The organism is Kineococcus gypseus (assembly GCF_050871305.1).
Taxonomy (GTDB): domain Bacteria; phylum Actinomycetota; class Actinomycetes; order Actinomycetales; family Kineococcaceae; genus Kineococcus; species Kineococcus gypseus.
This window is the reverse complement of the sequence record NZ_JBJLRD010000041.1, coordinates 1-25,901: the sequence shown is the minus strand read 5'-3', so window position 1 is coordinate 25,901 and position 25,901 is coordinate 1. Positions and strand designations below refer to the sequence as shown.

Here is a 25,901-nt window from a genome sequence, read left to right as displayed (position 1 = left end):
CGTAGAATCGCCCGTCGTGGCTCTCGTGGTGCAGAAGTACGGCGGTTCCTCGGTCGCTGACGCCGACGGGGTCAAGCGCGTCGCCAAGCGGATCGCGGCGACCAAGCGCGCCGGCCACGAGGTCGTCGTGGTGGTCTCCGCGATGGGCGACACCACCGACGAGCTGATCGAGCTGGCCGAGAAGGTCACCCCCGTGCCGCCGGCGCGCGAGCTGGACATGCTGCTGACTGCCGGCGAGCGCATCTCCATGGCCGTGCTGGCGATGGCCATCAACAACCTCGGCCTGCAGGCGCGCTCCTTCACCGGCTCGCAGGCGGGCGTCATCACCGACTCCGCGCACGGGCGCGCGCGCATCATCGACGTCACGCCCGGGCGCATCCGCACCGCGCTGGACGAGGGCGCCATCGCCATCGTCGCCGGCTTCCAGGGCGTCAGCCAGGACACCAAGGACATCACCACCCTCGGCCGCGGCGGCTCGGACACCACCGCCGTGGCGCTGGCGGCGGCCCTGGAGGCCGCCGTCTGCGAGATCTACACCGACGTGGACGGCGTGTTCACCGCCGACCCGCGCATCGTGCCCACCGCGCGCAAGATCGGCCGCATCGCCAGCGAGGAGATGCTGGAGATGGCCGCGTGCGGGGCGAAGATCCTCATGCTGCGCTGCGTGGAGTACGCGCGGAACTACGACCTGCCCATCCACGTGCGCAGCTCCTTCAGCGCGCACGAGGGCACCTGGGTGACGGACTCCCCCGTCCCCGCCGGCCTCAGCTCCCACGCCGTGGAGGAACCCGTGGAACAGCCGATCATCTCGGGCGTCGCGCACGACCGCAGCGAGGCGAAGATCACCGTCGTGGGCGTGCCGAACACCCCCGGCACCGCCGCCGCCATCTTCAAGGCGGTCGCCGGCGCCGAGATCAACATCGACATGATCGTGCAGAACAACTCCGTCGGCGCCTCCAACCGCACCGACATCTCCTTCACCCTGCCGAAGTCGGAGGGCCACAGCGCGGCCACCGCGCTGGACAAGGTCAAGGGCGAGGTCGGCTTCGAGCGGCTGGAGTTCGACGACCAGATCGGCAAGGTGTCGCTGATCGGCGTGGGGATGCGCTCGCACCCGGGCGTGTCGGCCACGTTCTTCGAGGCGCTGGGCGCGCAGGGCATCAACATGGAGATGATCTCCACCTCGGAGATCCGCATCTCGGTGGTCACCCGCGCCGAGCAGCTCGACGACGCGGTGCGCGCCGTGCACACCGCGTTCGGCCTGGACGCCGAGGGCGAGGCCGTGGTCTACGGAGGGACGGGACGATGAGCACGGGCACGAACCGCAAGCCGACCCTGGCCGTCGTCGGCGCCACCGGCGCCGTCGGCTCGGTGATGCTCGGGATCCTCTCCGAGCGCCCCGACGTGTGGGGCGAGATCCGCCTGGTGGCCTCGCCGCGCTCGGCCGGCAAGGTGCTGCGCGTGCGCGGCGAGGACGTCGTGGTGCGGGCGCTGTCGCCGGAGGTCTTCGACGGCGTGGACGTGGCGATGTTCGACGTGCCCGACGAGGTCTCCGCGCGGTGGGCGCCGGTCGCCGCCGAGCGCGGCGCGGTGGCCGTGGACAACTCCGGGGCGTTCCGCATGGACCCGGACGTGCCGCTGGTGGTGCCGGAGGTCAACGGCGACGCGGCGCGGAACCGCCCCAGGGGCATCATCGCCAACCCCAACTGCACGACGCTGACGATGATGGACGCCCTGGGCGCCCTGCACGAGCGCTGGCAGCTCACCGAGCTCGTCGTCGCCAGCTACCAGGCCGCCTCCGGCGCCGGGCAGCCCGGCGTGGACCGCCTGCACGACGAGCTCGAGGTCGTCGCCGGCGACCGCTCGCTCGGGCAGCGCGCCGGGGACACCGCCGCCGCCGTCAGCGCCAAGCTCGGCGACGACTCCCCGTTCCCGGCCCACCTGGCCCTCAACGTCGTGCCCGTGGCGGGTTCCCTCAAGGACGACGGCTGGACCAGCGAGGAGCTGAAGGTCCGCAACGAGTCCCGCAAGATCCTGGGCATCCCGGACCTGAAGGTGTCCGCGACGTGCGTGCGGGTGCCGGTGCTGACGACGCACTCCCTGGCCGTGCACGCGACGTTCGCGCAGCCGGTCACGGTCGCCGAGGCCACCGCGGCCCTGGAGGCGGCGCCGAGCGTGGAGGTCCGCGACGACCTCGCCAACGGCGTCTTCCCCACCCCGGCGGGCACCGTGGGCGGGGACCCCACGGTCGTCGGGCGCCTGCGCCAGGCGCTGGACTTCCCCAACACCCTGGACCTGTTCGTGTGCGGGGACAACCTGCGCAAGGGCGCGGCGCTGAACACCGCGCAGATCGCCGAGCTGGTGGCGGCCGAGCTGAGCGCCTGAGCCCGGCACCCGCCGACGGCCCGCCGCCCCGCCTGGGGTGGCGGGCCGTCGGCGTCCCGGCTCGCGGGCCGGGCGGGGGCGTGGTCGGCTGGGCGCGTCTGGAACCGACGAGCACGCGCGGCGAGCGCGCCGACGAGGAGGAACCCCGTGTCGATGATGGAACCGCTCACCCCGGCCAGCCAGGACGCCGGCGAGGTCGAGGTGCCCGCTGCGGACCCCGGCACCGGCGCCCCGCCCACCGCGCCGGGCACCGGCCCGCAGGGCGAGGACCAGGGCAGCGCCGACGCCCCCTCCGCCGAGGAGGGCCCGCTGGGCTGAGGCCCCGACGACGACGGCCCGCCACCCCTCGCCGGGGTGGCGGGCCGTCGTCGTCGGGCGGGGCCTCAGCGGCCCTCGAGCTCGCTGCCGCCGGGCACCGAGGCGGGCGTGGCCGCCTCCTGGGAGGTGCCCCGCCGGCGGGCCAGCGCGCGCATGAGGTGGAACACGCCGATCGCGGCGGCGGTGCCCAGGGCGATGCCCTCGAAGGCCAGCCCCTCGCGCGGCACCCAGCTGAAGTTCGCGATGCCCACGACCAGCGCGATCGCGGCGGTGGTCAGGTTGACCGGGTTCGAGAAGTCCACCCGGTTCTGCACCCAGATGCGCGCCCCGAGGATCCCGATCATCCCGTACAGCAGGGTCGCGGCCCCGCCCAGGACGCCGGCGGGCACCGAGCCGACGAGCGCGCCGAACTTCGGCGAGCAGCTCAGCACCAGCGCCGTGGCGGCGGCCACCCAGTAGGCGGCCGTGGAGTACACCCGGGTGGCGGCCATGACGCCGATGTTCTCCGCGTACGTGGTGGTGCCCGAGCCGCCGCCGGCCCCGGCCAGGGTGGTGGCCAGGCCGTCGGCCAGCAGCGCGCGGCCGGTGAGCGGGTCCAGGTCCCGCCCCGTCATGGCGGCCACCGACTTCACGTGCCCGACGTTCTCGGCCACCAGCACGAACACCACCGGCAGGAACAGCCCGAGCACGCCGGCGTCGAAGGACGGCGCGCTCAGCTGCGGCAGGCCGAACCACGCCGCCTGCCGCACCTGCTCGAAGGCCACCTCCCCGCGCAGCACCGCGCACGCGTAGCCGACGACGACGCCGACGAGGATCGCCAGGCGCCCGAGCATCCCGCGGAACAGCACCGTCGCCAGCACGATGGAACCCAGGGTCACCAGGGCCGTCACCGGCGCGGCGCGGAACCCCGAGCAGGACCCGTCGTCCTGGCAGGTGCCCCAGGCGGTGGGGGCCAGGTTCAGCCCGATGAGCGCCACGATCGTGCCGGTGACCACCGGCGGCATGAGCGCGTCGATCCAGCGCGAGCCGGCCAGGTGCACCACGGCGCCCACCAGGACCAGCAGCGCGCCGGTGAGCAGGATCCCGCCGGACGCGGCGGCCTGCCCGGCGCTCGCGGTGGCCGCGGCGATGGGCGCGATGAACGCGAACGAGGAACCCAGGTAGCTGGGCAGCCGGTTGCCGGTCAGCAGCAGGAACAGCGCGGTGCCCACCGCGGAGAAGAACAGGGTCGTCGCGGCGGGGAAGCCGGTGATGGCGGGCACGAGGATCGTGGCGCCGAACATCGCCACCACGTGCTGCAGGCCGATGCCCACCGTGCGCGGCCAGCTCAGCCGCTCCCCCGGCTCCACGACCGCCCCGGGCCGCACCTCCCGCCCGTCGCCGTGCACCCGCCAGCCGATCCCCGCCACGCCGTCCCCCCACGTCGCACCAGCTCGCGGGCGGTCGCCACGCGAGGCGCGTGAAGACTAGGGCGTGCGCCGCGGTGCGCGGCCTAGGCTCGGGCCGTGGGGACCGCGCCGCCGTCGCCGCTGCTCGCGGGGAAGCTGGTGCCGCCGCCGGTGCCCGCCGCGGTCCTGGCGCGCGAGCACCTGCTGCGGCGCCTCGACGACGCCGCGGGCACCCCCCTCACCGCGGTCGTCGCCGGCGCCGGCTGGGGCAAGTCGACGCTGCTGTCCCGCTGGGCGCGCAGCACCCGCGCCGTGGACGCGGTGGCGTGGGTGACGCTGGACCGCCGGGACGAGGACCCCGCCCGCTTCTGGACCTACGTGGCCCGCGCGCTGGCCCCGCTGGCCCCGGACGCCTGCGCGCGCGCCGTGGCGGCGCTGACCGTGCCGGGGGTGGACCCGGTGGAGGTGGCGCTGCCCGAGCTGCTCGAGGGCCTGCGGGGCGCCGGGGCGCGCACCGCCCTCGTCCTGGACGACCTGCACGCGGTCGCCGAGCCGCGCGTGCACGAGCAGCTCGAGCTGTTCCTCGAGCACCTCCCGCCCGGCGCGGGTCTGGTGACGGGCTCGCGCGGCGTCCCACCGCTGCCGCTGCCGCGGTTGCGGGCCCGGCGCCGGCTGGTGGAGGTGGGAGCGCGGGACCTGCGGTTCGGCGAGGCGGAATCGCGCGAGCTGCTGCGGGTGCTGGGCGCCGCCGGGGCGCCGGCCGGGGCGCTCGACGACCTGGTGGCCGCGACGCGGGGCTGGGCGGCGGGCCTGGTGCTGGGGGCCGCGGCGCTGCGGGAGGGGCGGGCCGCCGCGCCGGGCGGGTGGGCCGGGCAGGCGCCGGCCGCGGAGTTCCTGCTGGCGGAGGTCCTCGCGGCCCAGGACGCCGAGCGCCGGGGGTTCCTGCTGAGCGCGGCCGCGCTGGGCGTGGTGTGCGGGGCGCTGTGCGACGAGGTGCTGCACCGCACCGGTTCCGGGGTCCTCCTGCGGGCGCTGGAGCGCGAGGGGGTGTTCCTGTCGGCGGTCGGCCCCGACGGTCCCGACGGCCCCGACGGCCCCGACGGCGACAGCGGCACCGACGGCGTCCCCGCCGGCGCCCCCGCCGGTGCCGGTCCCTGGTTCCGGTTCCACCCGGTGTTCCGCGCGGCGCTGGTCCGCGAGCTCGGCGGGGACGCCGGGGCCCTGCGCTCGCGCGCCGCGCGGTGGTTCCTGGAGCACGGCCTCACCGAGGAGGCCGTGCGGGTGCTGCTGGAGGCCGGTGACCACCCGGGGGCCGCGCGCGTGCTCGTCGAGCGCACCGGAGACTTCGTGCGCACCGGCGCGGTGGGCACCTACCTGCGCCTGGGCGAGCGGGTCGACGAGGCGGTCGTGGCCCGCACCCCCGCCCTGGCCCTGTCGATGGCGTGGGCGGCGGGCAGCACGGGCCGGCGCGAGCGCGTGCCCCGGCTGCTGGACCTGGCCGGTGCCGCGCCGGCGGGAGCGGGGTTCCCGGGGTCGCGCTCGGCCGCGGGGGCCGCGGCGGCGCTGCGCTCGGTGTACGGCACGGGCCCGCACGAGGGCGACGTGGCGCTGCGCGAGGCCCGTCGCGCGGTCGCCGAGGAGACCGACGAGCACCTGCCGGGGTGGGTCGTGGCGCACGTCGCCCTCGGCGGGGCGCTGCTGGCGCACGGCGAGGACGCCCGCGAGGCGCTGCGCCGCGCGTGGCGGGCGCCGGTGGTCCCGCTGCTGCCGGCGCTGTCGCGGCTGGAGACGGCGGGGCTGCTGGCCTGGGCGCTGGCCCAGCACCCGGCCGGCTCGGCGACCGGCACCGGCACCGGCACCGGCACCGGGGAGGAGCGCGCGGAACTGGTCGGCCTGCTGCGCACCACGGCGGACGAGGCCGGTGCGGTGGAGCGGGCGCTGGGGCGGGCCGCCTCCACCGCGGTGGCGCTGCGGCACGGGGCGGGAGGGCTGCTGGCCCTGGCCGAGGGGCGCCCGGCCGCCGCCCTGACCGCGCTGCGCAGGGCGGCGGACCTGGTGGCGGTGCAGTGCCACCCCGCCCTGGCGGCGCTGGTGCTGACCGCGGCGGCGGAGGCGGAGCTCGCGCACGGCGAGGTGCGGCTGGCCGGGGCGGCCGCCGAGCAGGCCCGCGCCGCCCTCGCGGAGGCACCCGCGCCCGCCGCGGTGCCCCGGCTGGAGGCGGTGGAGCGCGCGTGCGCCCGCACGGCGGCGGAACGGGCGCGGCCGGTGCTGGGCGAGGCGCTGACCGACCGGGAGCTGACGCTGCTGCGGGCGCTGCGCGGGCCGCTGAGCCAGCGCGAGATCGGCCGCGAGCTGCACCTGTCGGTGAACACGGTCAAGGGCTACGCGAAGAGCCTGTACCGCAAGCTCGACGTGGTCTCGCGCGCCGAGGCGGTCGCGGTGGGCCGCGAGCTGGGGCTGTGCTGAGGAGCGGGCCCGTGCCGGGGGCCGGCGGCGGGGCGGGGTGCGCCCGCGACCACCCCGGGTGGTCCCGGCGCGGGGTGGTCCGCGACCACCCCGGCGGCGGGGACGGTGCGCGCCGTGACCGACACCGCACCTCCCGCCGCCCCTCTCCCCGCGCCGCCGGCCCCGTGGTCGGCGGGCGCGACCTCGCCCGCGCCGGGCTGCGACCCGCCGGTGCAGCTGCGCGACTTCGGCGGCCCGGCCGGCGCGCCCGTCCTGCTGTGCCTGCACGGCCTGGGCGGTTCGGCGCTGAACTGGGGCGCCCTCGCGCCCCTGCTGACCGGCACGCACCGGGTGCTCGCCCCGGACCTCGCCGGGCACGGCGGCTCGCCCGCCCCCGGCGGCCCCGGCCGCGCGCTGGACGCGCTCACCCGGCAGGTGCGGGCCCACCTGCGCGCCGCGCGCCGGCAGGCCGCGGGCGCGCCGGTGACCCTGGTGGGCCACTCCCTGGGCGGCGTCGTGGCGGTGCTCACCGCCGACGAGCCCGCGGTGGAGCGGCTGGTCCTGCTCGCGCCACCGGTGCCGCGGCCGGTGCGCGGCCGGGTGGACGCCGCGCTGCTGGCGCGCCTGGCGCTCCTGCGCGCCCCCGGCACGGCGGCCGCGGTGCGCCGGCTCACCGCCCGCCGCGCGCCCGACGAGCTGGTGCTGGAGCAGGTGCGCGCCGCCACGCCGCACCCCTCCCGGGTGCCCGCCGCGGCGCTGCGCGCGGCGGCCGAGGAGGTGGCCGAGCAGGCGGCGCGGCCCGGGGCCGCGGCGGACGAGGCGTTCCGCTGGGCGGCCGTGCTGGAGACGACGGCGTTCCTGGCGCGCACCGGGGCGTGGCGGCGCTCGCTGGCGTCGGTGCGCGTGCCGGCGCTGTGGGTGCAGGGCGCCGACGACCCGCGCGTGCGCGCCGCCCACGCCGCCGCGTGGGCCGCGCACGTGCCGGCAGCGCGCTTCGAGCTGCTGGCCGGCGTGGGGCACCTGCCCCACCTGGAGGACCCGCGGCGCACGGCGGCGCTGCTGCGGGGAGCGCGGTGAGGGCGGTGCCTCAGCAGCGCTCCAGCGGCGCCTCAGCGGTGCAGCAGGGTGCGCCAGCGGGCCGGGACGCGCCCGGCGGGGCCGGGCGCGGGCTGGTCCACCGGGTGGTGCTGCGGCGGGGCGAGGTCGGGGCCGCGCTCGTAGGTGGTGCCCGTGGTGAAGTCGTAGAACCACTCCTCGCCGGGCTCGTAGCTGCGGATGACCGGGTGGCCGGCGGCGGCGGCGTGGGCGCGCGCGTGCTGCGCGGGCGAGGAGTCGCAGCAGCCCACGTGCCCGCAGGCGGCGCAGCGGCGCAGGTGGAACCACCAGCCCTGCGGGGAGGCCGCCTCGCAGTCGGCGCAGCCGGTGCCGCTGGGCGCGGCGGCGGGGTCGATCGGGTCGATCGCGTCGGGGGTGCTCACGGGGCGGTGCCTCCTGGTGCGCGCGCGGGGCGGTCGGGGTCGGGGGTGCCGCCGGGCCCGTCGGCGGCGTCGGGGTCCACGGGCAGGCAGGCGCGGAAGACGGTGCCGCCGGGCCCGCTGGTGACGGTCAGCTCGCCGCGGTGGCGCTGCACGACGACGCGCCAGGCGATGTCCAGGCCCAGACCGGTGCCCTCACCGACGTCCTTGGTGGTCACGAACGGCTCGAAGACGCGCGGCAGGACGTCGGCGGGGATGCCGGGGCCGTCGTCGGCGACCTCCACGACGACGGCGGGGCCGCGGGCGGTGCTCCCGCCGTGCACCCGCAGGGTGATCGTGCCCGGGCGCCCGGGCACGTCGGCGAGGGCGTCGAGGGCGTTGTCGAGCAGGTTCGTCCACACCTGCGTCAGCTCCCCGGCGTGGCCGAGGACCTGCGGGACGTCCTCGTACTCGCGCACCACGCGCACCGGGCCGGCGCCGCGGCCGGCACCGGCGCCGAGCATGTCGACGCTGGCGTCGAGCAGCTCGCGCACGTCCACCCAGCGGGTGGGGGCGCGGTCCAGCGAGGCGTAGCGGCCGGCTGAGGCCAGCAGCGCGCTGATGCGCGCGCTGGCGGCGGCGGCCTCCTCCAGCAGCGACTCCACGGCCAGCGAGCGCGCCAGCCACGGCACGGACCGCTGCGCGCTCACCCCGGCCGTGGCGGTGAAGCCGTCGAGGCGGTCGGCGCCGACTCCGGCGTCGGCCAGCACCGCCGCCAGGTCGCCGGCGTCCTGCGCGGGCACGCCGGCGTCCTCCAGCCGCTCCAGCAGCTCGTCCTCGGCGTCGGCGCGCGCCAGCACGTCGCCGGGCGCGGGCGCGACGGCCTCCTCGCGCACCCGCGCCACGGCCGCCGCCAGCTGCTCCCCTGCGGGCACCAGGTGCGTCAGGCACGAGGTGAGGGCCTGCACCTGCGCGCGCAGCTGCACGACGGTGCGGCTGAGCGCCGCGGCGGGGTTGCCCAGCTCGTGGGTCAGGCCCGCGGTCAGCGAGCCCAGCGCGAGCAGGCGCTCGCGGGCGCTGACCAGCTGCTGCGCCTCGCTCAGCCCCAGGCGCAGGCCCTCCAGCAGGTGCACGGCCATCGGGAACCACTCGCGCACCGCCGCGCCGAACTCCGCGGCGGGCAGCACGAGGAAGCGGGAGGGTTCCAGCACGCGCAGGGAGGTGCCGTACTCCCCCGGCGCGCCCTCGCCCAGGTACGCCTCCCACGCGCCGGCGTACACCCCGCGCTGGCGGGTGCGGCCCAGCTCCACGTCGTCCCCGCCCACGCGCCGGTGCAGGGCGACGGCGCCCTGCACGAGCACGAAGAACGAGCGGGCCGGCTCGCCCTGCCGGTACAGCCAGCCCGGCGCGGCGTCGAGCAGCCGGCCGGCGGCGGCGAAGCGGGCGAGCTGGTGCTCCTCGAGGCGCTCGAAGAGGAACAGGGTGCGCAGCTGCGCGGGGTCCACGGCCGGCGCGGCGGGGGTGCCGGCGGGGGTGCCGGCGGGGGTGCTCACGAGCGCGCCAGGTAGCGGTGCACGAGCATGACGGCCATCGCGCCCTCCCCCACGGCGGAGGCGACCCGCTTGACCGACTCCGCGCGCGCGTCGCCGGCGACGAACACCCCGGGCACCGAGGTCTCCAGGTGGTACGGGTCGCGCTCCAGCGTCCACCCGGCGGGGCGGCGGCCGTCGACGAGCAGGTCCGGGCCCGCGCGCACGAAGCCGCGCGCGTCGCGCTCGACGACCCCGTCGAGCCAGTCGGTGCGCGGCTCGGCGCCGATGAAGACGAACACGTGGTGCGCCGGCACCTCGCGCTCGCGCCCGCTGCTGCGCTCGCGCAGCACGACCGAGCCCAGGTGCTCGCCGCCGCGCGCGCCGACGACCTCGGTGCAGGTGAGGACCTCCACGTTCGCGCAGCTGCGCACCTGCTCGACGAGGTACGCCGACATCGACGCCTCGATGCTCGGCCCGCGCGCGAGCAGCGTCACGCTGCGCGCCGTGCGGGCGAGGTTCACCGCGGACTGCCCGGCGGAGTTCGCCGCCCCCACCACGAACACGTCCTGGCCGGCGCAGGAGGTGATCTCGCTCAGCGCCGCGCCGTAGTAGACGCCGCGGCCGGTGAACTCCTCCAGCCCGGGCCCGCTGAGCGTGCGGTAGGACACCCCGGTGGCCAGCAGCACGGTGTGCGCGGCCACGGCGGTGCCGTCGGCGAAGTGCAGCACGCGCGCGCTGCCGGAGACCTCCAGGCGCGTGACGCTGCGCGCCGAGAGCGTCTCGGCGCCGAACTTCGCCACCTGCCGGCGGGCGCGGTCGGCCAGCTGCGCGCCGGAGAGGCCGTCGGGGAAGCCGAGGTAGTTCTCGATGCGCGAGCTCTGCCCGGCCTGCCCGCCGGTGGCGCGCTCCTCCACCAGCACCGTGCGCAGGCCCTCGCTGGCGGCGTACACCGCCGCGCTCAGCCCGGCGGGGCCGCCGCCGACGACGGCGACGTCGTAGAAGTCCTCGCGCGCCCGGGTGCTCAGCCCCACGTGCTCGGCCAGGGCGGTGTCGCCGGGGTCCACCAGCGCCACGGGCGGCTGGTCGCCGCGCGCCGGGGCGAGCACGACGGGCAGGCGCGCGGGGGTCACGCCCGCGGCGGCGAGCAGCCGCTGCGCCTCGGGCTCCTCCGCCAGCAGCCACCGGTAGGGCACCTCGTTGCGCGCCAGGAAGTCGCGCACCGCGAACGAGCGCGCCGACCAGCGGTCGCCGACGACGGCCACCTCCCCGGCCGGGCGCGGCGGCGCGGCCCGCCACGCCTCCAGCAGCGCGTCCAGGACCGGGTAGAGCTTCTCCTCCGGCGGGTCCCAGGGCTTGAGCAGGTAGTGGTCGAGGTCGACGTCGTTGATGGCGCGGATCGCCGCGGAGGTGTCGGCGTAGGCGGTCAGCAGCACCCGGCGCGCGGCGGGGAAGAGGTCCACCGCCTGCTCCAGCAGCTGCACGCCGTCCATCTGCGGCATCCGGTAGTCGGCCAGGACGGCCGCGACGGTGCCGCCGCGCACCTTCACCTCGCGCAGCGCGGCGACCGCGTCGGCGCCGGAGTCGGCGCGCAGCACGCGGTGGCTCTGCCCGTAGCGCCGGCGCAGGTCGCGGGCGACGGCGCGGGAGACCGCCGGGTCGTCGTCGACCGTCATCAGGACGGGCCGGTCCGCGGTGGGCTCGGGCATGCGGGGAACCTCGCACCGCCCGCGCGCGCGGTCAAGGGCCGTGCGCGGGGCGGGGAACCGGTGGCGCGGCGGGGCGGGGAACCGGTGGCGGGGCGGGCCGCGGGATCGGCGAGGATGGGGGTGTGAGCGCCACCCTCGTCGCCAAGGACCTCAGCGCGGCGCACGGGACGCGCACCCTCTTCTCCGGCCTGGACCTCGTCATCGCCCCCGGCGACGTCGTCGGCCTCGTCGGCGCCAACGGCGCGGGCAAGTCCACCCTGCTGCGCCTGCTCGCGGGCCTGGCGCGCCCGGAGACCGGCGCGGTCTCGCTGTCCCCGCCCACCGCGACCGTGGGGTACCTGCCGCAGGAGCCGGAGCGGCGCGCCGGGGAGTCCGTCGCGGGCTTCCTCGGCCGGCGCACCGGCGTCGCGGCCGCGCAGGAGTCGATGGACGCCGCCGCGGCCGCGCTCGCCGAGGGCGCGCCCGGCGCCGACGACCGCTACGCCGAGGCGCTGGAGCGCTGGCTGGCCCTGGGCGGGGCGGACCTGGACGAGCGGCGCGGGGAGGTGCTCGCCGACCTCGGCCTGAGCGTCGACGCGCAGCGGGCGATGACGGCGCTGTCGGGCGGGCAGGCCGCCCGGGTGGGGCTGGCGGCGCTGCTGCTCTCGCGCTACGACGTCTTCCTGCTCGACGAGCCCACCAACGACCTCGACCTCGACGGCCTGGAGCGCCTGGAGCGCTTCGTGGCGCAGCTGCGCTCGCCGGCCGTCGTCGTCAGCCACGACCGCGAGTTCCTCGCGCGCACCGTGGACCGGGTGGTGGAGCTGGACCTGGCCCAGCAGCTCGTGCGGGTCGTCGGCGGCGGCTACGAGGCGTTCCTGGCCGAGCGGGAGGTGCAGCGCCGCCACGCGCGCGAGGAGTACGAGGAGTACGCCGAGACGCGCTCCGGGCTGGAGGCGCGCGCGCGGATGCAGCGCAACTGGATGGCCAAGGGCGTGCGCAACGCCGTGCGCAAGGGCGAGCCGGACAAGAACATCCGCGCGAAGATGCGCGAGGGCAGCGAGAAGCAGGCCGCCAAGGCCCGCCAGACCGACCGGATGATCGAGCGGCTGGAGGTCGTGGAGGAGCCGCGCAAGGAGTGGCGGCTGCGGATGAGCATCGCCGCCGCGCCGCGCTCGGGCTCGGTGGTGGCCGCGCTGCGCGGGGCGGTGGTGCGCCGCGGGGCGTTCACCCTGGGCCCGGTGGACCTGCAGCTCGACGCCGGCGACCGCGTGGCCGTCACCGGCCCCAACGGCGCCGGCAAGAGCACGCTGCTGGACCTGCTGCTGGGCCGCCTCGCCCCCGACGCGGGCACCGCCTCGCTGGGCTCGGGCGTCGAGGTCGGCGAGGTGGACCAGGCCCGCGGGCTGTTCCTGGGCGAGCAGCCGCTGGCGCGCGCCTTCGGCGCCGCGGTGCCCGAGCAGAGCGACGCGGAGGTGCGCACCCTGCTGGCGAAGTTCGCCCTGGGCGCGGCGCACGTGGGCCGGCCGGCCTCGAGCCTGTCGCCCGGCGAGCGCACGCGCGCGGCGCTGGCGCTGCTGCAGGCGCGCGGGGTGAACCTGCTGGTGCTCGACGAGCCCACCAACCACCTGGACCTGCCGGCCATCGAGCAGCTGGAGCAGGCGCTGGAGTCCTACACCGGCACGCTGCTGCTGGTCAGCCACGACCGCCGGCTGCTGGAGGCGGTGCGCGTCACGCGCCGCCTGGCCGTGGCGGACGGGGCCGTGCGCGAGGTGTGAGCGCCACGCCCGGGAGGTGCTGCCGGGCAACGGTTCCGATGGTCGCCGGTGCGCGGGGCTGGGAGCGGCGCGCCCCCGTGCGCGATGATGGGGGCACGCCGGGGCGCGACGGAGCACTCTCGAGCACCACCCACCCGTCCGACTCGTGGAAGAAGCAGCACCGTGCCCCTCGCCCTCCTGGCCCTGGCCGTCGGCGCGTTCGCGATCGGGACCACCGAGTTCGTCTCCATGGGCCTGCTGCCGCAGGTCGCGCAGACGTTCGACGTGTCCATCCCGCTCGCCGGCTGGATCATCACCGCCTACGCGGTCGGCGTCGTCGTCGGCGCCCCGACCCTGACGGCGCTGACGCACTCGCGCCCGCGCCGGCAGGTGCTGCTGGGGCTGATGGCGCTGTTCACCGCCTCGCACGCGGCCACCGCGCTGGCGCCGACGTTCTCGGCGCTGGTGGGCGCGCGCTTCCTCACCGGCCTGGCGCACGGGGCGTTCTTCGGCGCCTCCGCGGTCGTGGCGCGCGCGCTGGCGCCGGCCGGCAAGGAGGGCCGGGCGATCTCGCTGGTCTTCGCGGGGCTGACGGTGGCCAACGTCGTCGGCGTGCCGCTGGGCACGTGGGTGGGCCAGCAGGCCGGCTGGCGCCTGACGTACGCGCTGGTCGGGCTCATCGGCCTGGTGACCGTCGCCGCGCTGCTCGCGCTGGTGCCGGAGGTGCGGGTGGGCACCGGCTCGCTGCGCGGCGAGCTGGGCGCGTTCCGCCGCGGTCAGGTGTGGCTGACGCTGGTGGTGACGGTCGTCGGCTTCGGCGGGATGTTCACCGTCTTCAGCTACGTCTCGCCGCTGCTGACCGAGGTCTCCGGGCTGGCGGAGTCGTCGGTGTCGTGGGTGCTGGTGCTCTTCGGCCTGGGCGCCACGGCCGGCAACCTGCTCGGCGGGCGCCTGGCCGACTGGTCGGTGCAGAACACCCTGGTGATGGGCATGTCCGGGCTGGTGGCGGTGTACCTGGCGCTGTTCGCCGTGGCGTCCTCGCCGGTGGCCGCGGCCGCCGGGGTCTTCGCGTTCGCCTTCGTCGCCTTCTCGATGTCCTCGGCCATCCAGACGCGCGCGATGGTCGCCGCCGGCGGCGGGGCCAGCATGGCCGCGGCCGCGATGCAGGCGGCGTTCAACACCGGCAACGCCGCGGGCGCCTTCCTGGGCGGGGCGGTCATCGACGCCGGCCTGGGCTACGCCTCCACCGCCCTGGTCGCCGCCGGGCTCTCCGTGCTGGGCCTGGGCGTGCTGGCGGTGGCCACCCGCGCCGACGCCACCGGCCGGGCCCCGCTGGACCCGGCCGTGGCCGCGGTGCCCGCCCAGCGCCGCCGCTCGGGGGTGCGCAGCACGGAGGACGCCGGTGCCTGAGCGCACGCGCACCACCGGCACGGCGGGCACCGGGAGCGCCGGGAGCGCCGGGAGCGCCGCCGTTCAGGTCGTGGCCGTCGAGCGCGGCGACGAGCGGCTGGAGCCGCTGCTCGTGGAGGCGGTCGACGAGCTGCTGCGCCGCTACCCCGGCGGCAGCCGCGAGGAGTACCACCTCGCCCCGGGCACGCGGTTCCTGCTGGGGCTGCTGGACGGCGAGCCGGCCGGGTGCATCGCCCAGGCCGACGCCGACCCGGCGGAGTTCGCCGGCGGCGTGGACATGAAGCGGGTGTTCGTGCGCGGGGACGCGCGCGGGCGCGGCGTGGCCACCGCCCTGGTGGGCGCGTTCGAGGAGCTGGCCCGCGCGCGCGGGGCGCGGCGGGTGCGCCTGGAGACCGGCACCGCGCAGCCGGAGGCGGTCGCGCTGTACCGGCGGCTGGGCTACGAGCGCACCGCGCCGTTCGGGCAGTGGGCCGACAGCCCGCTGTGCCTGTGCTTCGCCAAGGAGCTGTGAGCCCCGGCGGGGAGCGCTGACCGGGCGGGCACGCCCCGCGGCGCTCCGGTTTCGGTGGGCCGAACTCCTGTGTACGTTCAGCCCGTGACCACCGAGACCCGCGCCGCGGGGCGCCCGCCCGCGCCCACGTCCCGGCGCGGGCTGCTGCGGCTGCTCGGCCCGGCGTTCGTGGCCGCCGTCGCCTACGTCGACCCCGGCAACGTCGCCGCGAACCTCACCGCGGGGGCCGGCTACGGCTACCTGCTGCTGTGGGTGCTGGTGGCCGCCAACGCCATGGCGGTGCTGGTGCAGTACCTCTCCGCCAAGCTCAGCGTCGTCACCGGCCGCACCCTGCCGGAGCTGCTGCGCGAGCGCCTGGGCACCCCGGCGCGCCTGGGGTACTGGGGGCAGGCGGAGCTGGTGGCGGTGGCCACCGACCTCGCCGAGGTCATCGGCGGAGCGGTGGCGCTGAACCTGCTGTTCGGCACGCCGCTGCTGGCGGGTGGCCTGATCACCGGCGCGGCCTCGCTGCTGCTGCTGGCCCTGCACAACCGCGCCGGGGTGCGCTGGTTCGAGGCCGCCGTGGTGGCGATGCTGCTGGTGATCGTGCTCGGGTTCGTCTCCGGCGTGGTGCTGGCCCCGCCGGACCCGGGCGAGGCCGCCGCCGGGCTGGTGCCGCGCTTCGCCGGCGCCGAGACGGTGCTGCTGGCCGCGAGCATGCTGGGGGCCACCGTCATGCCGCACGCGATCTACCTGCACTCGGCGGTGGCGCGCGACCACCACGGCGCCGTCGCGGCCGCCGACACCCGCCGCGTGCTGCGCGCCACCCGCCTCGACGTCGCCGGCGCGCTCGTCCTGGCCGGCGTCGTCAACATCTCGATGCTGCTGCTGGCCGCCTCCGCGCTGCGCGGCGTGGAGGGCACCGACACCCTCGAGGGCGCGCACGCCGCGGTGCTGGCCACCCTCGGCGGCGGCGCCGGGCTGCTCTTCGCGATCGGCCTGCTCGCCTCCGGGCTGGCCTCGACGTCCGTGGGCGCCTACGCGGGTGCGGTGATCATGGAGGGCCTGCTGCGCGTGCACGTGCCGCTGCTGGCCCGCCGGGCGGTCACCCTCGTGCCGGCGCTGGTCGTCCTGGCCGCCGGCGTGGACCCCACGCGCGCGCTCGTGGTCAGCCAGGTGGTGCTCAGCTTCGGCATCCCCTTCGCGCTGGTGCCGCTGCTGCGCCTGACCGGTGAGCGCGCCCTCATGGGCGAGCACGTCAACCGCACGAGCACCCGGGTGGCGGCCACGGTGGCCGTCGCCCTCGTCGTCGCGCTCAACGCCGCCCTGCTGTACCTGACGTTCGCCGGCTGAGCACCCGGCTGAGCACCCGGCTGAGCACCCGGCTGAGCACCCGGCTGAGCACCCGGCCGGGTGCCGCGCCGCTCAGCGCGCCGAGCGCTGCGCGAGCGGGCGCCGGCGCAGCGAGGGGTCGCCGATCGGCGGGGTGCGGTACTGCATGTCGAGCAGGCCGACGTCCTCGCCGGGGGCGACGATCCCGTCGATGCGGTCGAGCACGTCGTCGTCCAGGCGCACGTCCGCGGCGGCGAGCAGGTCCTCCAGCTGCGCCGAGGTGCGCGGGCCGAGGATCGCCGAGGTGACGCCGGGGTGCGCCAGGACGAACGCCAGCGCGAGGTGGGTCAGCGGCACGCCGACCTCGTCGGCGAGGGCGGCGAAGCGCTCCACGGCCAGCAGGCGCCGCTCGTCGGAGAAGTAGCGGAACATCGCGGCGCGCCCGGCCGCGGGCCGCTCGTCCCGCTGCCCCGCGCGGTACCGGCCGGTGAGCTGGCCGCCGGCCAGCGGGGAGTAGACGAGGGTTCCCATGCCGTAGCGCTGCGCCACGGGCAGGACCTCCTCCTCGATGCCGCGGTTGAGCAGGGAGTACGTCGGCTGCTCGGTGCGGAAGCGCTCCAGCCCGCGGCGCTCGGAGACCCACTGCGCCTCGACGATCTCGGAGGCCGGGAAGCCGGAGGTGCCGATCGCGCGGACCTTGCCCTGGCGGACGAGGTCGCTCAGGGCGGAGAGCGTCTCCTCGACGTCGGTGTCCGGGTCGGGGCGGTGCACCTGGTAGAGGTCGACGTGGTCGGTGCCCAGCCGGCGCAGCGAGCCCTCGAGCGCTCGGGTGATCCAGCGGCGCGAGCCCCCGCGCTCGTTGGGGTCCTCCCCCATGGGCAGGTGGAACTTCGTGGCGAGCACGACGTCGTCGCGCCGGCCGGCCAGGGCGCGCCCGACGATCTCCTCGGACTCGCCGTGGGAGTAGATGTCGGCGGTGTCGACGAGGTTCACGCCGGCGTCGAGCGCGCGGTGGAGCATCCTCGTCGTCTCGTCGTGGTCGGGGTTGCCGACGGCGCCGAACATCATCGCGCCGAGCGCGAAGGGGCTGACCCTGATGCCGGTGCGGCCGAGGGGGCGGTGCTGCACGGTTCCTCCTGTGGGACGATGAAGCGGAACGCTCTTCCGGAACTGTACGGAACACTGTTCCGCTTTTGCAAGGGGGTCCCGTGGACCGCAAGGTGCGCGCCGACGCGCAGCGCAACCTGGACGCGCTGCTGGGAGCCGCGCGCGACGTCTTCGCCGCCGACGGCGTCGACGCGCCCGTGCGCGAGATCGCTGCGCGGGCGGGCGTCGGGGTCGGCACGCTCTACCGGCACTTCCCCCAGCGCTCGGACCTGGTCACCGCGGTCTTCCGGCACGAGGTCGACGCCTGCGCGCAGGAGGCGCCGGTGCTGGCCGCCGCCCACCCGCCCCTGGAGGCGCTGCGCCTGTGGCTGCGGCGCTTCACCGCGTTCCTCGCCGCCAAGCGCGGCCTCGCCGCCGCGCTGCACTCCGGCGACCCGGCGTTCGAGCCGCTGCCCGCCTACTTCTCCGCCCGCTTCGAGCCGGCGCTGGGCGCGCTGCTCGACGCCGCCGTCGAGGCCGGGCAGGTCGACGCGCGCCTGAGCCCGGTGGAGCTGCTGACCACGCTGTCGCGGCTCTCGACGCCGGACCGGGAGTACACCGAGCGCGTCGTCGACCTGCTGCTCGACGGGATGCGCCCGCGGCCCGCCGCCTGAGCGCCGACCGCGCCCGGACCCGGGCGCGGTCTCAGGGCAGGTGGCGGCGCACGAAGTCCAGCTCGACGCGCATCTGGCGCACCCGCTCGTCGTCGAGCAGGGAGCCGTGCCCGGCGTCGTAGCGGTACGTCTCGTGCACCGCGCCGCGCTCCTGCAGCCGGGCGAGGTAGTTCTCGATCTGGCGGATCGGGCAGCGCGGGTCGTTCTGCCCGGCCAGCACCAGCACCGGCGCGCGCACCGCGTCCACGTGCGTGATCGGCGAGGAGTCCGCGTACCTGCCCGGCACCTGCTCGGGCGAGCCGCCGAAGAGGGAGCGGTCGAACGCCTTCAGCCCCTCCATCTCGTCCTCGTAGGCGGCCACGTAGTCGGCCACCGGCACCGCGGCCAGGCCCACCGCCCAGCGCTGCGGCTGGGTGCCCAGCCCCAGCAGGGTCAGGTACCCGCCCCAGGAGGCGCCGGCCAGCACCAGGCGGGCGGGGTCGGCGACCCCGGTGGCCACGAGGTGGTCGGCCACGGCGGCCACGTCGGCCAGCTCGGTGTGCCCCACCCGCTGCTCCAGCGCGTCGCGCCAGGCCGAGCCGTACCCGGTGGAGCCGCGGTAGTTCACCTGCACCACCGCGAACCCCTCGTCCACCCAGGTGGCCGGGTAGGCGCGGAAGGCGTCGGTGTCGTGGGCGCTGGGCCCGCCGTGCACCTCCACCACCAGCGGCAGCGGCCCGTCCGCGCCCGGCGGGCGGCGCAGCAGCGCGTGCACCGGCCCGCCCTCGCCGTCCACCCAGACGTCCTCGACGGGCACCGACTCCGGCGCCGGCTCGCCCGGGGCGCGCAGCAGCACGTCCCCGGCCAGGGTGCGCACCGCCGGCGGGCGCTGCGCCGACGACCACGCCAGCCACGCGTCGCCGTCGGGGCGGGCGGTGGCCGCCCCGACGCTGCCGCCCTCGGGGCCGATGCGCTCGACCGCGCCGGTGCCCAGGTCCACGCGGTGCAGCAGGGTGCGGGCGTGGTGGTCCACGAGCACCAGCAGCCCGCGCGCGTCGCGGGTCCACTCCGCCCCGGCGACCTCCCCGGGCACCCCGAGCACGACGGGGGTCTCCTCGCCGGTCAGCACGTCCAGCACGAGCAGCTCCGCGCGCCCGTCGCGCTCGTGCTCGACGAGCAGGCGCGGGTCGCCGGGCACCGGCGCGAAGGCGATCGGGGCGACCCCCTTGCCGGGGCCGTCGGACAGCTCGCGCACCACCGCCCCGCCGGGCAGCTCGAGCACCCGCAGGTCCGGGTGGCGCGAGTCGCCGCGCTCGGAGTGCGACAGCGCCACCCACCGCTCGTCCGGGGACAGGTCGCCGACGTAGGCGTCCTCGCGGTGCTCGTAGAGCAGCCGCGCGCCGCCGCCGTCGACGACGTGCACGCGGGTGCCGTGCTCGTCGTCGCTGCCGCCGGCCACGACCAGGCCGCTGCGCCCGATCGCCAGGCCCGCCGGGTAGGCCGCGGGCAGGCCCAGGGGGTCCTCCACGCCCTCGCCGGGCGCGGAGCCGAACGGCTGGCGGCGCCAGACGCCGAACTCGTCGCCGGCGGTGTCGTCGAACCACCACACGAACTCCCCCGCCGGGTCGATCGTGGCGCCGGAGGTGCCCTCGGGCCGGTCGGTGGCCCGGCGCAGCTCGCCGGTGCCCGCGTCGAAGGAGTGCACCTCCAGCACCCCGCGCACGGTGGCCTCCACCACGCAGCGCTGCGGGGCGTCCTCGGCCCACTCCGGCAGCCCCACGCGCCCGGCGCGGAAGCGGCGCTCCCAGACGGGGACCTGCTCGGGCACGACCTGCGGTTCGCTCACCCGGCCGATCGTGCCACGAGGCGCGGGGCCCGGGTCAGCCCGCCGCGGGCACCGGCAGCAGGCGGCGCAGCACGTCGGCCAGGGTGACCACGCCGTGCACGGCACCCGCGGGGGTGCCGTCGGCGGTGACGACGGCGAGGTGGTTGCGCGTCTCGCGCATCGCCGTCAGCGCCGCGTGCACGGTGGTGCCGGCGGCCAGGGCGAACACCGGCCGGGCGAACGGCGCCACCGGGGTGGCGTCCGGTTCGGTGAGCGTGTCGCGCACGTGCACCACGCCGGTGACGCGCTCGGGCGCGCCGAGCAGGACGCGCAGGTGACCGGTGCGGCGGCTGACCTCCCGCACGTCCCCGGCGGTCGCCGACGGTGGCACCACCGCCAGCGGCGCGCCCGGTCGCAGCAGCTCGTGCACCGTCATCCGCTGCAGCTCCAGCGCGCCCGACAGCTGCGCGGAGGAGCGCGCGTCCAGGGCGCCGACGTCCACGGAGTGCTCCAGCAGGTGCCGCAGCGCGTCGGGGCTGTGCCCGGCGGCGACCCCGTCGGCCGGCTCGGCGCCGGCGCGGCGCACCAGCGCGTTGGCCGCGGAGTTCAGCACGGCCAGCAGGGGGCGGAAGACCCGCATGAAGGCGCGCATGGGGATCGCCAGCAGCAGCGCGGAGCGCTCCGGGTGGGCGATGGCCCAGGACTTCGGCGCCATCTCGCCCACCACGAGGTGCACGAAGGTGACGACGAACAGGGCCAGGACGAAACCCAGGATGTCGGCGGCGGCCGGGGGCAGGCCCACGGCCTCGAACAGCGGAGTCAGCCAGTGGTGCACCGCCGGCTTGCTCAGGGCGCCCAGCGCGAGGGTGCAGGCGGTGATGCCCAGCTGGGAACCGGCCAGCAGCAGCGTCAGCTCCGAGGAGCTGCGCAGCGCGGCGCGCCCCGAGGCGGTGCCGGCGGCGTCCTCCAGGCGGTGCCGCTTGGCGGCCAGCAGGGCGAACTCGACCGCCACGAAGAACGCGCTCAGCGCGACGATCGCGACGGTGGCGGGGACGACGACCAGCGGGTCGTCACTCATCGGGGGTTCTCCTGCTCGGTGGTGGTGCCGGTGGCGGCGTCGGCGGGCGCGGGCAGCTCCAGGCGCACCCGGGAGGGGACGTGGCGCTCGACGGCGAGGACCCGCACGTGCAGGCTGCGCGGCGCAGCGCCCCCGTCGCGGGCGAGGTCGCCCGGGTCGGCGAGCAGCTCGACGCTCAGCTCGGTGCCCGGCCGCGGCAGGCCGCCGTGGGCGGCGATGACCAGGCCGGCGACGGTCTCGTAGTCGCCGCGCGGCAGGTCCACGCCCAGGGAGCGCTCGACCTCGTCGACGTGCACCTCGCCGGCCACCTCCCACACCCCGTCGCCCTCCACGGGCACGTACCCGGTGTGCTCGTCGTGCTCGTCGGTGATCTCCCCGACGAGCTCCTCGGCGAGGTCCTCGACCGTGACGACGCCGGCGAAGCCGCCGTGCTCGTCGACGGCGCAGGCGAGCTGGTCCCTCGTGCGCGTCAGCTCGCGCAGCACGTCCGGCAGCGCCGTCAGGGTGGAGACGACCAGCGGCGGGCGGGCGATCGCGGTGACCGGCGCGGTGTCCGGCTCGGCGGTGGTCAGCAGGTCCGCCAGGTGCACGACGCCGACGACGTCCCCGGACCCGGCGGCCACCACCGGGTAGCGGGAGTGGCCGACGGCCATGAGCGCGCGCAGCAGGCCGAGGTCGTCGGTGTCGGTGACGGTGTCCACCCGCGCGCGCGGGACCATCGCGTGCTCGACGTCGCGGCGGGGGAAGTCGAGGACGCGGTCGAGCAGCACGGCCAGGTCGTCCGGCAGGTCCCCGCTGGTGCGGGACTCCTCGACGATGTGCTCCAGGTCGCGCGCAGTCGCGGCGTGCTCGACGTCGTGCACCGGCTCGATGCGCAGCGCGCGCAGCAGCGCGTTCGACGCCCGGTCGAAGACCTGGATCAGCCAGCCGAGCGCGGCGAGGTAGACGAGGGTGGAGCGGGCCAGCCGCGTGGCGACCGGCCGGGGCCGGGCGATGGCGTAGTTCTTCGGGAACAGCTCGCCGAAGAGCATCTGCACGAACGTGGAGAGCACCAGCGCGAACACCGCACCGGTGCCGACGCTGACGGCGGTGGGGACGCCGACGCCGCCGAGCAGGGCGCCGAGCGATCGACCGATGAGCGGTTCGGCGACGTAGCCGACGAGCAGGCCGGTGACGGTGATGCCCAGCTGCGCGCCGGAGAGCATGAACGAGGTGCGGCCGGTCACGCGCAGCGCCCGCTGCGCCCCGGCGTCGCCGGCGGCGGCGCGGGCGTTCAGCTCCGAGCGGTCCACCGACACGTAGGCGAACTCCTGGGCCACGAAGTAGCCGGTGGCCACCGTGATGGCGAGGACCACCACGACGCCGAGGAGGAGGGTGAGCACGTCCGTCACCGGCGGCGCACCCCCTCGGCGGTGCGGGGGCGCGCGCGGCGCGCGGTGGCGGAGCGGGTACTTGAGGGGTCGGCGGTGCTGGGGGGGTCGTCGTCGCGCACGGCGGCGGCGGTCCTCTCCTGGTCTCGGGGACGGTCGTCCCCCGGCTCAACGGGGCGCGGCGGGGGCGAGTTCCCGGGGCAGCGCGAAGCTGGTGGTCACCCGGCGGGCGAAGGCGACGTGGTCCGGGGCGCGCCCGGCCAGGTCGCCGAAGCCGGCGGCGCCCAGCAGCCCGTCGTCCAGCTCCAGCACCTCGGCGCTGCGCAGCGGCCACGGCTCGTGCTCGTTGGCGATCCAGCGGGTGCGCCCGAACGCGGCCACGTGCAGGCCGTAGCGGGCGCTGACGAAGGTGGCCACGTCGTCGGGGGCGCTCAGCGGGGCGCCCTCGCGCACCGCGACGCGGCTGGTGACCCCGGTGCGGGTGCGGCACGTCCACAGCAGCTCGCGCGCGCCCTCGCGCACCCGCACGGCGTGGCGCATGAGCGACCACCGGTACGGCAGGGAGAACGCCGCGCGCGCACCGAGCACGACGGCGAGGCGGGAGGCGTCCAGGCTGGCGAAGACCACCCCGCGCCGGCCGGCGTCGTCGACGGAGTAGAAGCGCACGTTCGTCTCCAGGAACGTGCCCAGGTGCGGCACCGCGGGCAGCCGGCCGGGCGCGGCGCCGCGCAGCGTGAAGGGCAGCAGGCCCACGTAGGTGCGCCCGTCGAGCACGTCGGGGCGCGCGCCGGGCGGCAGGTGCGGGGCGACCTGCCCGGGGTCGACGGCCCAGTGCAGGAAGGCGATGTCGTCCCAGTGCTGGTGCATCATCACCGCGCCCTCCAGCGGCGGGGCGTCGGGGGACGGGAGGCGCTCGATCACCGGACCAGGGTGCGGCGCCGGGCGCCGGGGTGCGCGCCCGGCCCCCGCGAGGCTCCGGACGGGCCCCCTTCTCCGCACCCGGCGTCACGCTGCCCGCACGGTGTGTAGTTTTGCTGCGGAGGGGCACCCACCGGGTGCCGAGGGTCCGGGCCCGCGCGCGGCCCGCAGCGGGACTGGAGCAGCCGGGTCCGGGAGGAGGAGCGCAGTGCCCGACGCCGACCACGTGCTGCGGCTGCAGCCCGACGCCGGCAGCGCCGCGCGAGCCCGCGGGCACGTGCGCCGCGTGCTGGGCCCGGCGGTGCCCGGGGCGGTCGTCGACGACGCCGAGGTGTGCGCCAGCGAACTGGTCACCAACGCCGTCCTGCACGCCGGCGGCCCCGTGGTGCTCACCGTCCACCGCACCGGCGACGCCGTGCGCCTGGAGGTCGCCGACCCCTCCCCCGTCGCCCCGCAGTGGGTGCCGCGCAGCCTCACCGCCGCCACCGGCCGCGGCCTGCGCCTGATCACGGCCCTGAGCGCCGCCCGCGGCACCGAGGTGCACCCCGACGGCAGCGGCAAGAGCGTGTGGTGCGAGCTGAGCAGCGCCGCGCCGCCGGCCGGGCGCGACGAGGAGCGCGAGCGCGAGGAGCAGGGCCACGTGGACGCGCTCATGGCCGCCGAGTGGGCCTCCGCCGTCGCCGAGCTCTCGGCGGGCGGCGCCGGCGACGGGGCGCCCGCCCCCGCGGGGGCCGAGCCGCTGCGGCTGCTGCGCTACCCGCTGCGCCGGGGCGTGCGCCTGCGCGAGCACCGCGAGGCGATGCTGCGCGAGCTGCGCCTGCTGGACCTGGCGCACGCCTTCCCCGACGCCGCCACCGCAGCGCTGGCCCACGACGTCACCGACCTGCTGGACTCCGAGTACGGCGGGCACCTCAACGGCGCGGAGACCCGCAAGCTCGCCGCGCTGGCCGACGGCCTGGACAGCGTCGACCTGGAGTACCCGCGCGCCTCCTACGAGCTGGAGCGCGTCACGCGCTGGCGCGCGCGCATGGCCGAGGCGGAGCGGGTGGGCCGCTCGCTGGGCCTGCTCACCCTCTCCGAGGTCCCCGACGTCGAGGAGCTCTCGCACTGGATGGGCGAGGAGTTCGAGCGCCAGCTGCGCGGCGGGCGACCCCGCCCGTGGGACGGCCCGCTGGACTGAGCCGGGCGCCCCGGCCGCGCGCACCGCAGACCCCCGGGCCCCGCGCGCGGCGGTTCAGCGGCGCGCGGGGGCGGCGGCCAGCAGCACCGGCCAGCCGAAGAGCACGGCCACGAAGGGCCGCTGGACCAGTCCGCTCACGTCCCCGAAGCCCACGGTCATCAGCGCGGCGATCACCAGCACGGCGGCGAGGCCGACCAGCCGGGTCGCCGTCGCCAGGTGCGCCCAGCCGGGGTTCGCGCGCAGCGCCCGCGGCAGCAGCAGCAGTGCCACCGACAGCAGCACGAACACCGCCAGGGACGTGTACTGGTGCACCCAGTGGTGCGTGCTGAGCGCCCCGGCCGCCTCCCGGGCGGCGCACGCGGCGTCGGCCTCGGAGCAGTCCTGCCGGGCCAGCCCCGAGCCCACCGCGGTCAGGCCGGACAGGACCACCAGCGCGGCGGCGACCCGGCCGGCGGCGCCGGCGCGCAGGCGCACCCACAGGGTCGCGCCGGCCGCAGTGGTGCCGGCGGCCAGCGCGAGGAAACCGGCGACCGCGACCCACGCCGAGGGCGAGTCGGTGGCCGCCAGCGCGCTGATCGCCTCGCGGACGTGGCTGTAGCCGGGGTGCAGGGCGCCCGCGACGACGACGGAGAGCGCGAACGCGCCGGACCCGGCCGCGGCCGCGACGGCCGGGGCGGGCCAGGCGCCGGCCCACCGGGCGGGCGTGGGCTGCGGCGGGGCGGGGCGTGCGGTCGTCGCGTCCACGGGGACCTCCTCGGGGTGGTGGCGGCGCCGCGCCGGCACCCGCCTCCCCCGAGCGTGACCGGACCGGGCCGGCCGCACGCGGGTGCGCACCTGCCGGTGCCGGTGGTGCCTGCACCACCCCCGACGTGCAGGTGAGCACCCTCGGGCCGAGGGGTTCGCTCCAGCAGGCTCGTCGTCACCGGCAGCGCTCGAGGGGACCGGCCCCCGGGCACCGGCCAGAACAGGAGCGAGAACCGCCATGGCCCTGCACGCCCGCACCACCGCCCGCACAGCCCGCACCGCCCGCACCGCCACCGCGCTGGGTGCGGTCGCCTCGGCGGCGGCCCTCTCCCTCGTCGCCGCCGCCCCGGCGTCCGCGTGGAGCCCCGGCGACCCGGTGTACCGGCACACGGTCAGCCTCACCAGCCACTACCAGGTCACCCAGAACAACTGGGTCCGCCCGGACGCCACCGCGTCGAGCCTGCGCAGCACCTTCGTGAAGTTCACGAACTGGGACAACGGTTCCTACGCCCGCACGCTGACCAGCGACTGCGCCGAGAACACCCAGAGCCGCACGTTCTTCAACAACGTCCACGAGGTCGGCACGGACGGCGCGATCTCCGTCGACCTCGTGGAGTGGCTGAGCACCGACGCCTGCGACGGCGTGCACCCGTACTCCGACGCGACCATCCGGCGGATCAACGGGGTCGTCGTCCAGGCCGGGCAGAGCCGGCACGTCCCGGTGACCGTCGTCGGTGCCGGTGGCGACTCCACCGTCACGGACGTCTTCGTCAAGAACACCGCTGAGCGCGTCGGCTGAGCAGGACGTGCTCCACGCGGGCGCTGCGGCGGGTGGCCGGCAAGGCCACCCG

At 77.3% G+C, this 25,901-nt stretch carries 22 protein-coding genes; 12 read left to right on the top strand and 10 right to left on the bottom strand.

Annotated elements, in window-relative coordinates; genetic code table 11:
• The first annotated feature begins 16 nt into the window (after positions 1-16).
• The 3 genes from ACRYMN_RS15045 to ACRYMN_RS15035 all read left to right on the top strand — a co-directional run bounded on the left by ACRYMN_RS15045 (position 17) and on the right by ACRYMN_RS15035 (position 2,703).
• Complete coding sequence (locus tag ACRYMN_RS15045; RefSeq protein WP_432496674.1) at positions 17-1,309, top strand: aspartate kinase; 1,293 nt, start codon at positions 17-19, stop codon at positions 1,307-1,309.
• Positions 1,306-2,385, top strand: coding sequence for an aspartate-semialdehyde dehydrogenase (locus ACRYMN_RS15040; protein WP_432496672.1), 1,080 nt, complete (start codon positions 1,306-1,308; stop codon positions 2,383-2,385). The genes ACRYMN_RS15045 and ACRYMN_RS15040 overlap by 4 nt, the downstream gene beginning before the upstream one ends.
• Before the next feature lie 147 nt (positions 2,386-2,532).
• The gene (locus ACRYMN_RS15035) at positions 2,533-2,703 is read left to right on the top strand and encodes a hypothetical protein (protein WP_432496669.1); all 171 of its coding nucleotides are present in this window, start codon (positions 2,533-2,535) and stop codon (positions 2,701-2,703) included.
• A 65-nt stretch (positions 2,704-2,768) separates the two neighbouring features.
• Here the strand turns inward: ACRYMN_RS15035 and ACRYMN_RS15030 are convergent, their stop codons facing one another.
• Complete coding sequence (locus ACRYMN_RS15030; protein WP_432496667.1) at positions 2,769-4,112, bottom strand: uracil-xanthine permease family protein; 1,344 nt, start codon at positions 4,110-4,112, stop codon at positions 2,769-2,771.
• A 96-nt stretch (positions 4,113-4,208) separates the two neighbouring features.
• Between ACRYMN_RS15030 and ACRYMN_RS15025 the strand changes: the two genes are divergently transcribed.
• Positions 4,209-6,557: a helix-turn-helix transcriptional regulator gene (locus ACRYMN_RS15025; RefSeq protein ID WP_432496665.1), complete on the top strand. Its 2,349-nt coding sequence runs from the start codon at positions 4,209-4,211 to the stop codon at positions 6,555-6,557.
• Between the two features lie 114 nt (positions 6,558-6,671).
• Positions 6,672-7,613 carry an alpha/beta fold hydrolase gene (locus tag ACRYMN_RS15020; RefSeq protein ID WP_432496662.1) on the top strand — a complete coding sequence of 314 codons (942 nt, stop codon included), beginning with the start codon at positions 6,672-6,674 and terminating at the stop codon, positions 7,611-7,613.
• Positions 7,614-7,645: 32 nt separating this feature from the next.
• On the opposite strand, the gene ACRYMN_RS15015 is transcribed toward ACRYMN_RS15020, so the two are convergent.
• Genes ACRYMN_RS15015 through ACRYMN_RS15005 form a run of 3 tightly spaced genes read right to left on the bottom strand, consistent with a single transcriptional unit; the run spans position 7,646 to position 11,228 of the window.
• Complete coding sequence (locus ACRYMN_RS15015; protein WP_432496714.1) at positions 7,646-7,996, bottom strand: UBP-type zinc finger domain-containing protein; 351 nt, start codon at positions 7,994-7,996, stop codon at positions 7,646-7,648.
• Positions 7,997-8,010: 14 nt separating this feature from the next.
• Entirely contained in the window at positions 8,011-9,543 is a 1,533-nt protein-coding gene (locus ACRYMN_RS15010; protein WP_432496660.1) for a sensor histidine kinase, read from the bottom strand.
• Positions 9,540-11,228 carry an NAD(P)/FAD-dependent oxidoreductase gene (locus ACRYMN_RS15005; protein WP_432496657.1) on the bottom strand — a complete coding sequence of 563 codons (1,689 nt, stop codon included), beginning with the start codon at positions 11,226-11,228 and terminating at the stop codon, positions 9,540-9,542. Before ACRYMN_RS15005 ends, ACRYMN_RS15010 begins: the two co-directional genes overlap by 4 nt.
• Before the next feature lie 122 nt (positions 11,229-11,350).
• Here ACRYMN_RS15005 and ACRYMN_RS15000 point away from each other — a divergent pair, with 122 nt between their 5' ends.
• The 4 genes from ACRYMN_RS15000 (at position 11,351) to ACRYMN_RS14985 (ending at position 16,217) form a co-directional block, all read left to right on the top strand.
• Positions 11,351-12,985, top strand: a complete 1,635-nt coding sequence (locus tag ACRYMN_RS15000) for an ABC-F family ATP-binding cassette domain-containing protein (RefSeq protein WP_432496655.1) — start codon at positions 11,351-11,353, stop codon at positions 12,983-12,985.
• A gap of 162 nt (positions 12,986-13,147) precedes the next feature.
• Positions 13,148-14,374 (top strand): MFS transporter, encoded by a 1,227-nt coding sequence (locus ACRYMN_RS14995; RefSeq protein WP_432496652.1) that lies wholly within the window; start codon positions 13,148-13,150, stop codon positions 14,372-14,374.
• Entirely contained in the window at positions 14,367-14,885 is a 519-nt protein-coding gene (locus tag ACRYMN_RS14990) for a GNAT family N-acetyltransferase (protein ID WP_432496649.1), read from the top strand. The genes ACRYMN_RS14995 and ACRYMN_RS14990 overlap by 8 nt, the downstream gene beginning before the upstream one ends.
• An 84-nt stretch (positions 14,886-14,969) precedes the next feature.
• Positions 14,970-16,217 (top strand): Nramp family divalent metal transporter, encoded by a 1,248-nt coding sequence (locus tag ACRYMN_RS14985; RefSeq protein WP_432496646.1) that lies wholly within the window; start codon positions 14,970-14,972, stop codon positions 16,215-16,217.
• 72 nt (positions 16,218-16,289) lie between these two features.
• Here the strand turns inward: ACRYMN_RS14985 and ACRYMN_RS14980 are convergent, their stop codons facing one another.
• A complete protein-coding gene (locus ACRYMN_RS14980; RefSeq protein ID WP_432496643.1) occupies positions 16,290-17,324 on the bottom strand; it encodes an aldo/keto reductase in 1,035 nt (344 codons plus the stop codon).
• A gap of 65 nt (positions 17,325-17,389) precedes the next feature.
• Here ACRYMN_RS14980 and ACRYMN_RS14975 point away from each other — a divergent pair, with 65 nt between their 5' ends.
• Positions 17,390-17,956 (top strand): TetR/AcrR family transcriptional regulator, encoded by a 567-nt coding sequence (locus ACRYMN_RS14975; protein ID WP_432496640.1) that lies wholly within the window; start codon positions 17,390-17,392, stop codon positions 17,954-17,956.
• Positions 17,957-17,987: 31 nt separating this feature from the next.
• On the opposite strand, the gene ACRYMN_RS14970 is transcribed toward ACRYMN_RS14975, so the two are convergent.
• From ACRYMN_RS14970 to ACRYMN_RS14955, 4 genes are all read right to left on the bottom strand, one after another.
• On the bottom strand, positions 17,988-19,790 hold the full coding sequence (locus ACRYMN_RS14970; protein WP_432496712.1) for a prolyl oligopeptidase family serine peptidase: 1,803 nt from the start codon (positions 19,788-19,790) through the stop codon (positions 17,988-17,990).
• A gap of 25 nt (positions 19,791-19,815) precedes the next feature.
• On the bottom strand, positions 19,816-20,838 hold the full coding sequence (locus ACRYMN_RS14965; RefSeq protein ID WP_432496637.1) for a hemolysin family protein: 1,023 nt from the start codon (positions 20,836-20,838) through the stop codon (positions 19,816-19,818).
• Positions 20,835-22,229 (bottom strand): hemolysin family protein, encoded by a 1,395-nt coding sequence (locus tag ACRYMN_RS14960; protein WP_432496635.1) that lies wholly within the window; start codon positions 22,227-22,229, stop codon positions 20,835-20,837. The genes ACRYMN_RS14965 and ACRYMN_RS14960 overlap by 4 nt, the downstream gene beginning before the upstream one ends.
• 147 nt (positions 22,230-22,376) lie before the next feature.
• Positions 22,377-23,129 (bottom strand): YqjF family protein, encoded by a 753-nt coding sequence (locus tag ACRYMN_RS14955; protein WP_432496632.1) that lies wholly within the window; start codon positions 23,127-23,129, stop codon positions 22,377-22,379.
• Positions 23,130-23,334: 205 nt separating this feature from the next.
• On the opposite strand from ACRYMN_RS14955, the gene ACRYMN_RS14950 reads away from it, so the two are divergent.
• On the top strand, positions 23,335-24,306 hold the full coding sequence (locus ACRYMN_RS14950; RefSeq protein WP_432496630.1) for an ATP-binding protein: 972 nt from the start codon (positions 23,335-23,337) through the stop codon (positions 24,304-24,306).
• Positions 24,307-24,360: 54 nt separating this feature from the next.
• Here the strand turns inward: ACRYMN_RS14950 and ACRYMN_RS14945 are convergent, their stop codons facing one another.
• A complete protein-coding gene (locus tag ACRYMN_RS14945) occupies positions 24,361-25,050 on the bottom strand; it encodes a DUF998 domain-containing protein (protein WP_432496628.1) in 690 nt (229 codons plus the stop codon).
• Between the two features lie 238 nt (positions 25,051-25,288).
• Between ACRYMN_RS14945 and ACRYMN_RS14940 the strand changes: the two genes are divergently transcribed.
• Positions 25,289-25,849: a hypothetical protein gene (locus tag ACRYMN_RS14940; RefSeq protein WP_432496625.1), complete on the top strand. Its 561-nt coding sequence runs from the start codon at positions 25,289-25,291 to the stop codon at positions 25,847-25,849.
• The last annotated feature ends 52 nt before the right edge of the window (positions 25,850-25,901 follow it).

Bases quoted from the DNA above. Each gene is read 5' to 3' on its own strand.
- ACRYMN_RS15040 (WP_432496672.1), top strand. From the start codon at position 1,306: ATGAGCACGGGCACGAACCGCAAGCCGACCCTGGCCGTCGTCGGCGCC.
- ACRYMN_RS15005 (WP_432496657.1), bottom strand. From the start codon at position 11,228: ATGCCCGAGCCCACCGCGGACCGGCCCGTCCTGATGACGGTCGACGAC.
- ACRYMN_RS14940 (WP_432496625.1), top strand. From the start codon at position 25,289: ATGGCCCTGCACGCCCGCACCACCGCCCGCACAGCCCGCACCGCCCGC.
- ACRYMN_RS14965 (WP_432496637.1), bottom strand. From the start codon at position 20,838: ATGAGTGACGACCCGCTGGTCGTCGTCCCCGCCACCGTCGCGATCGTC.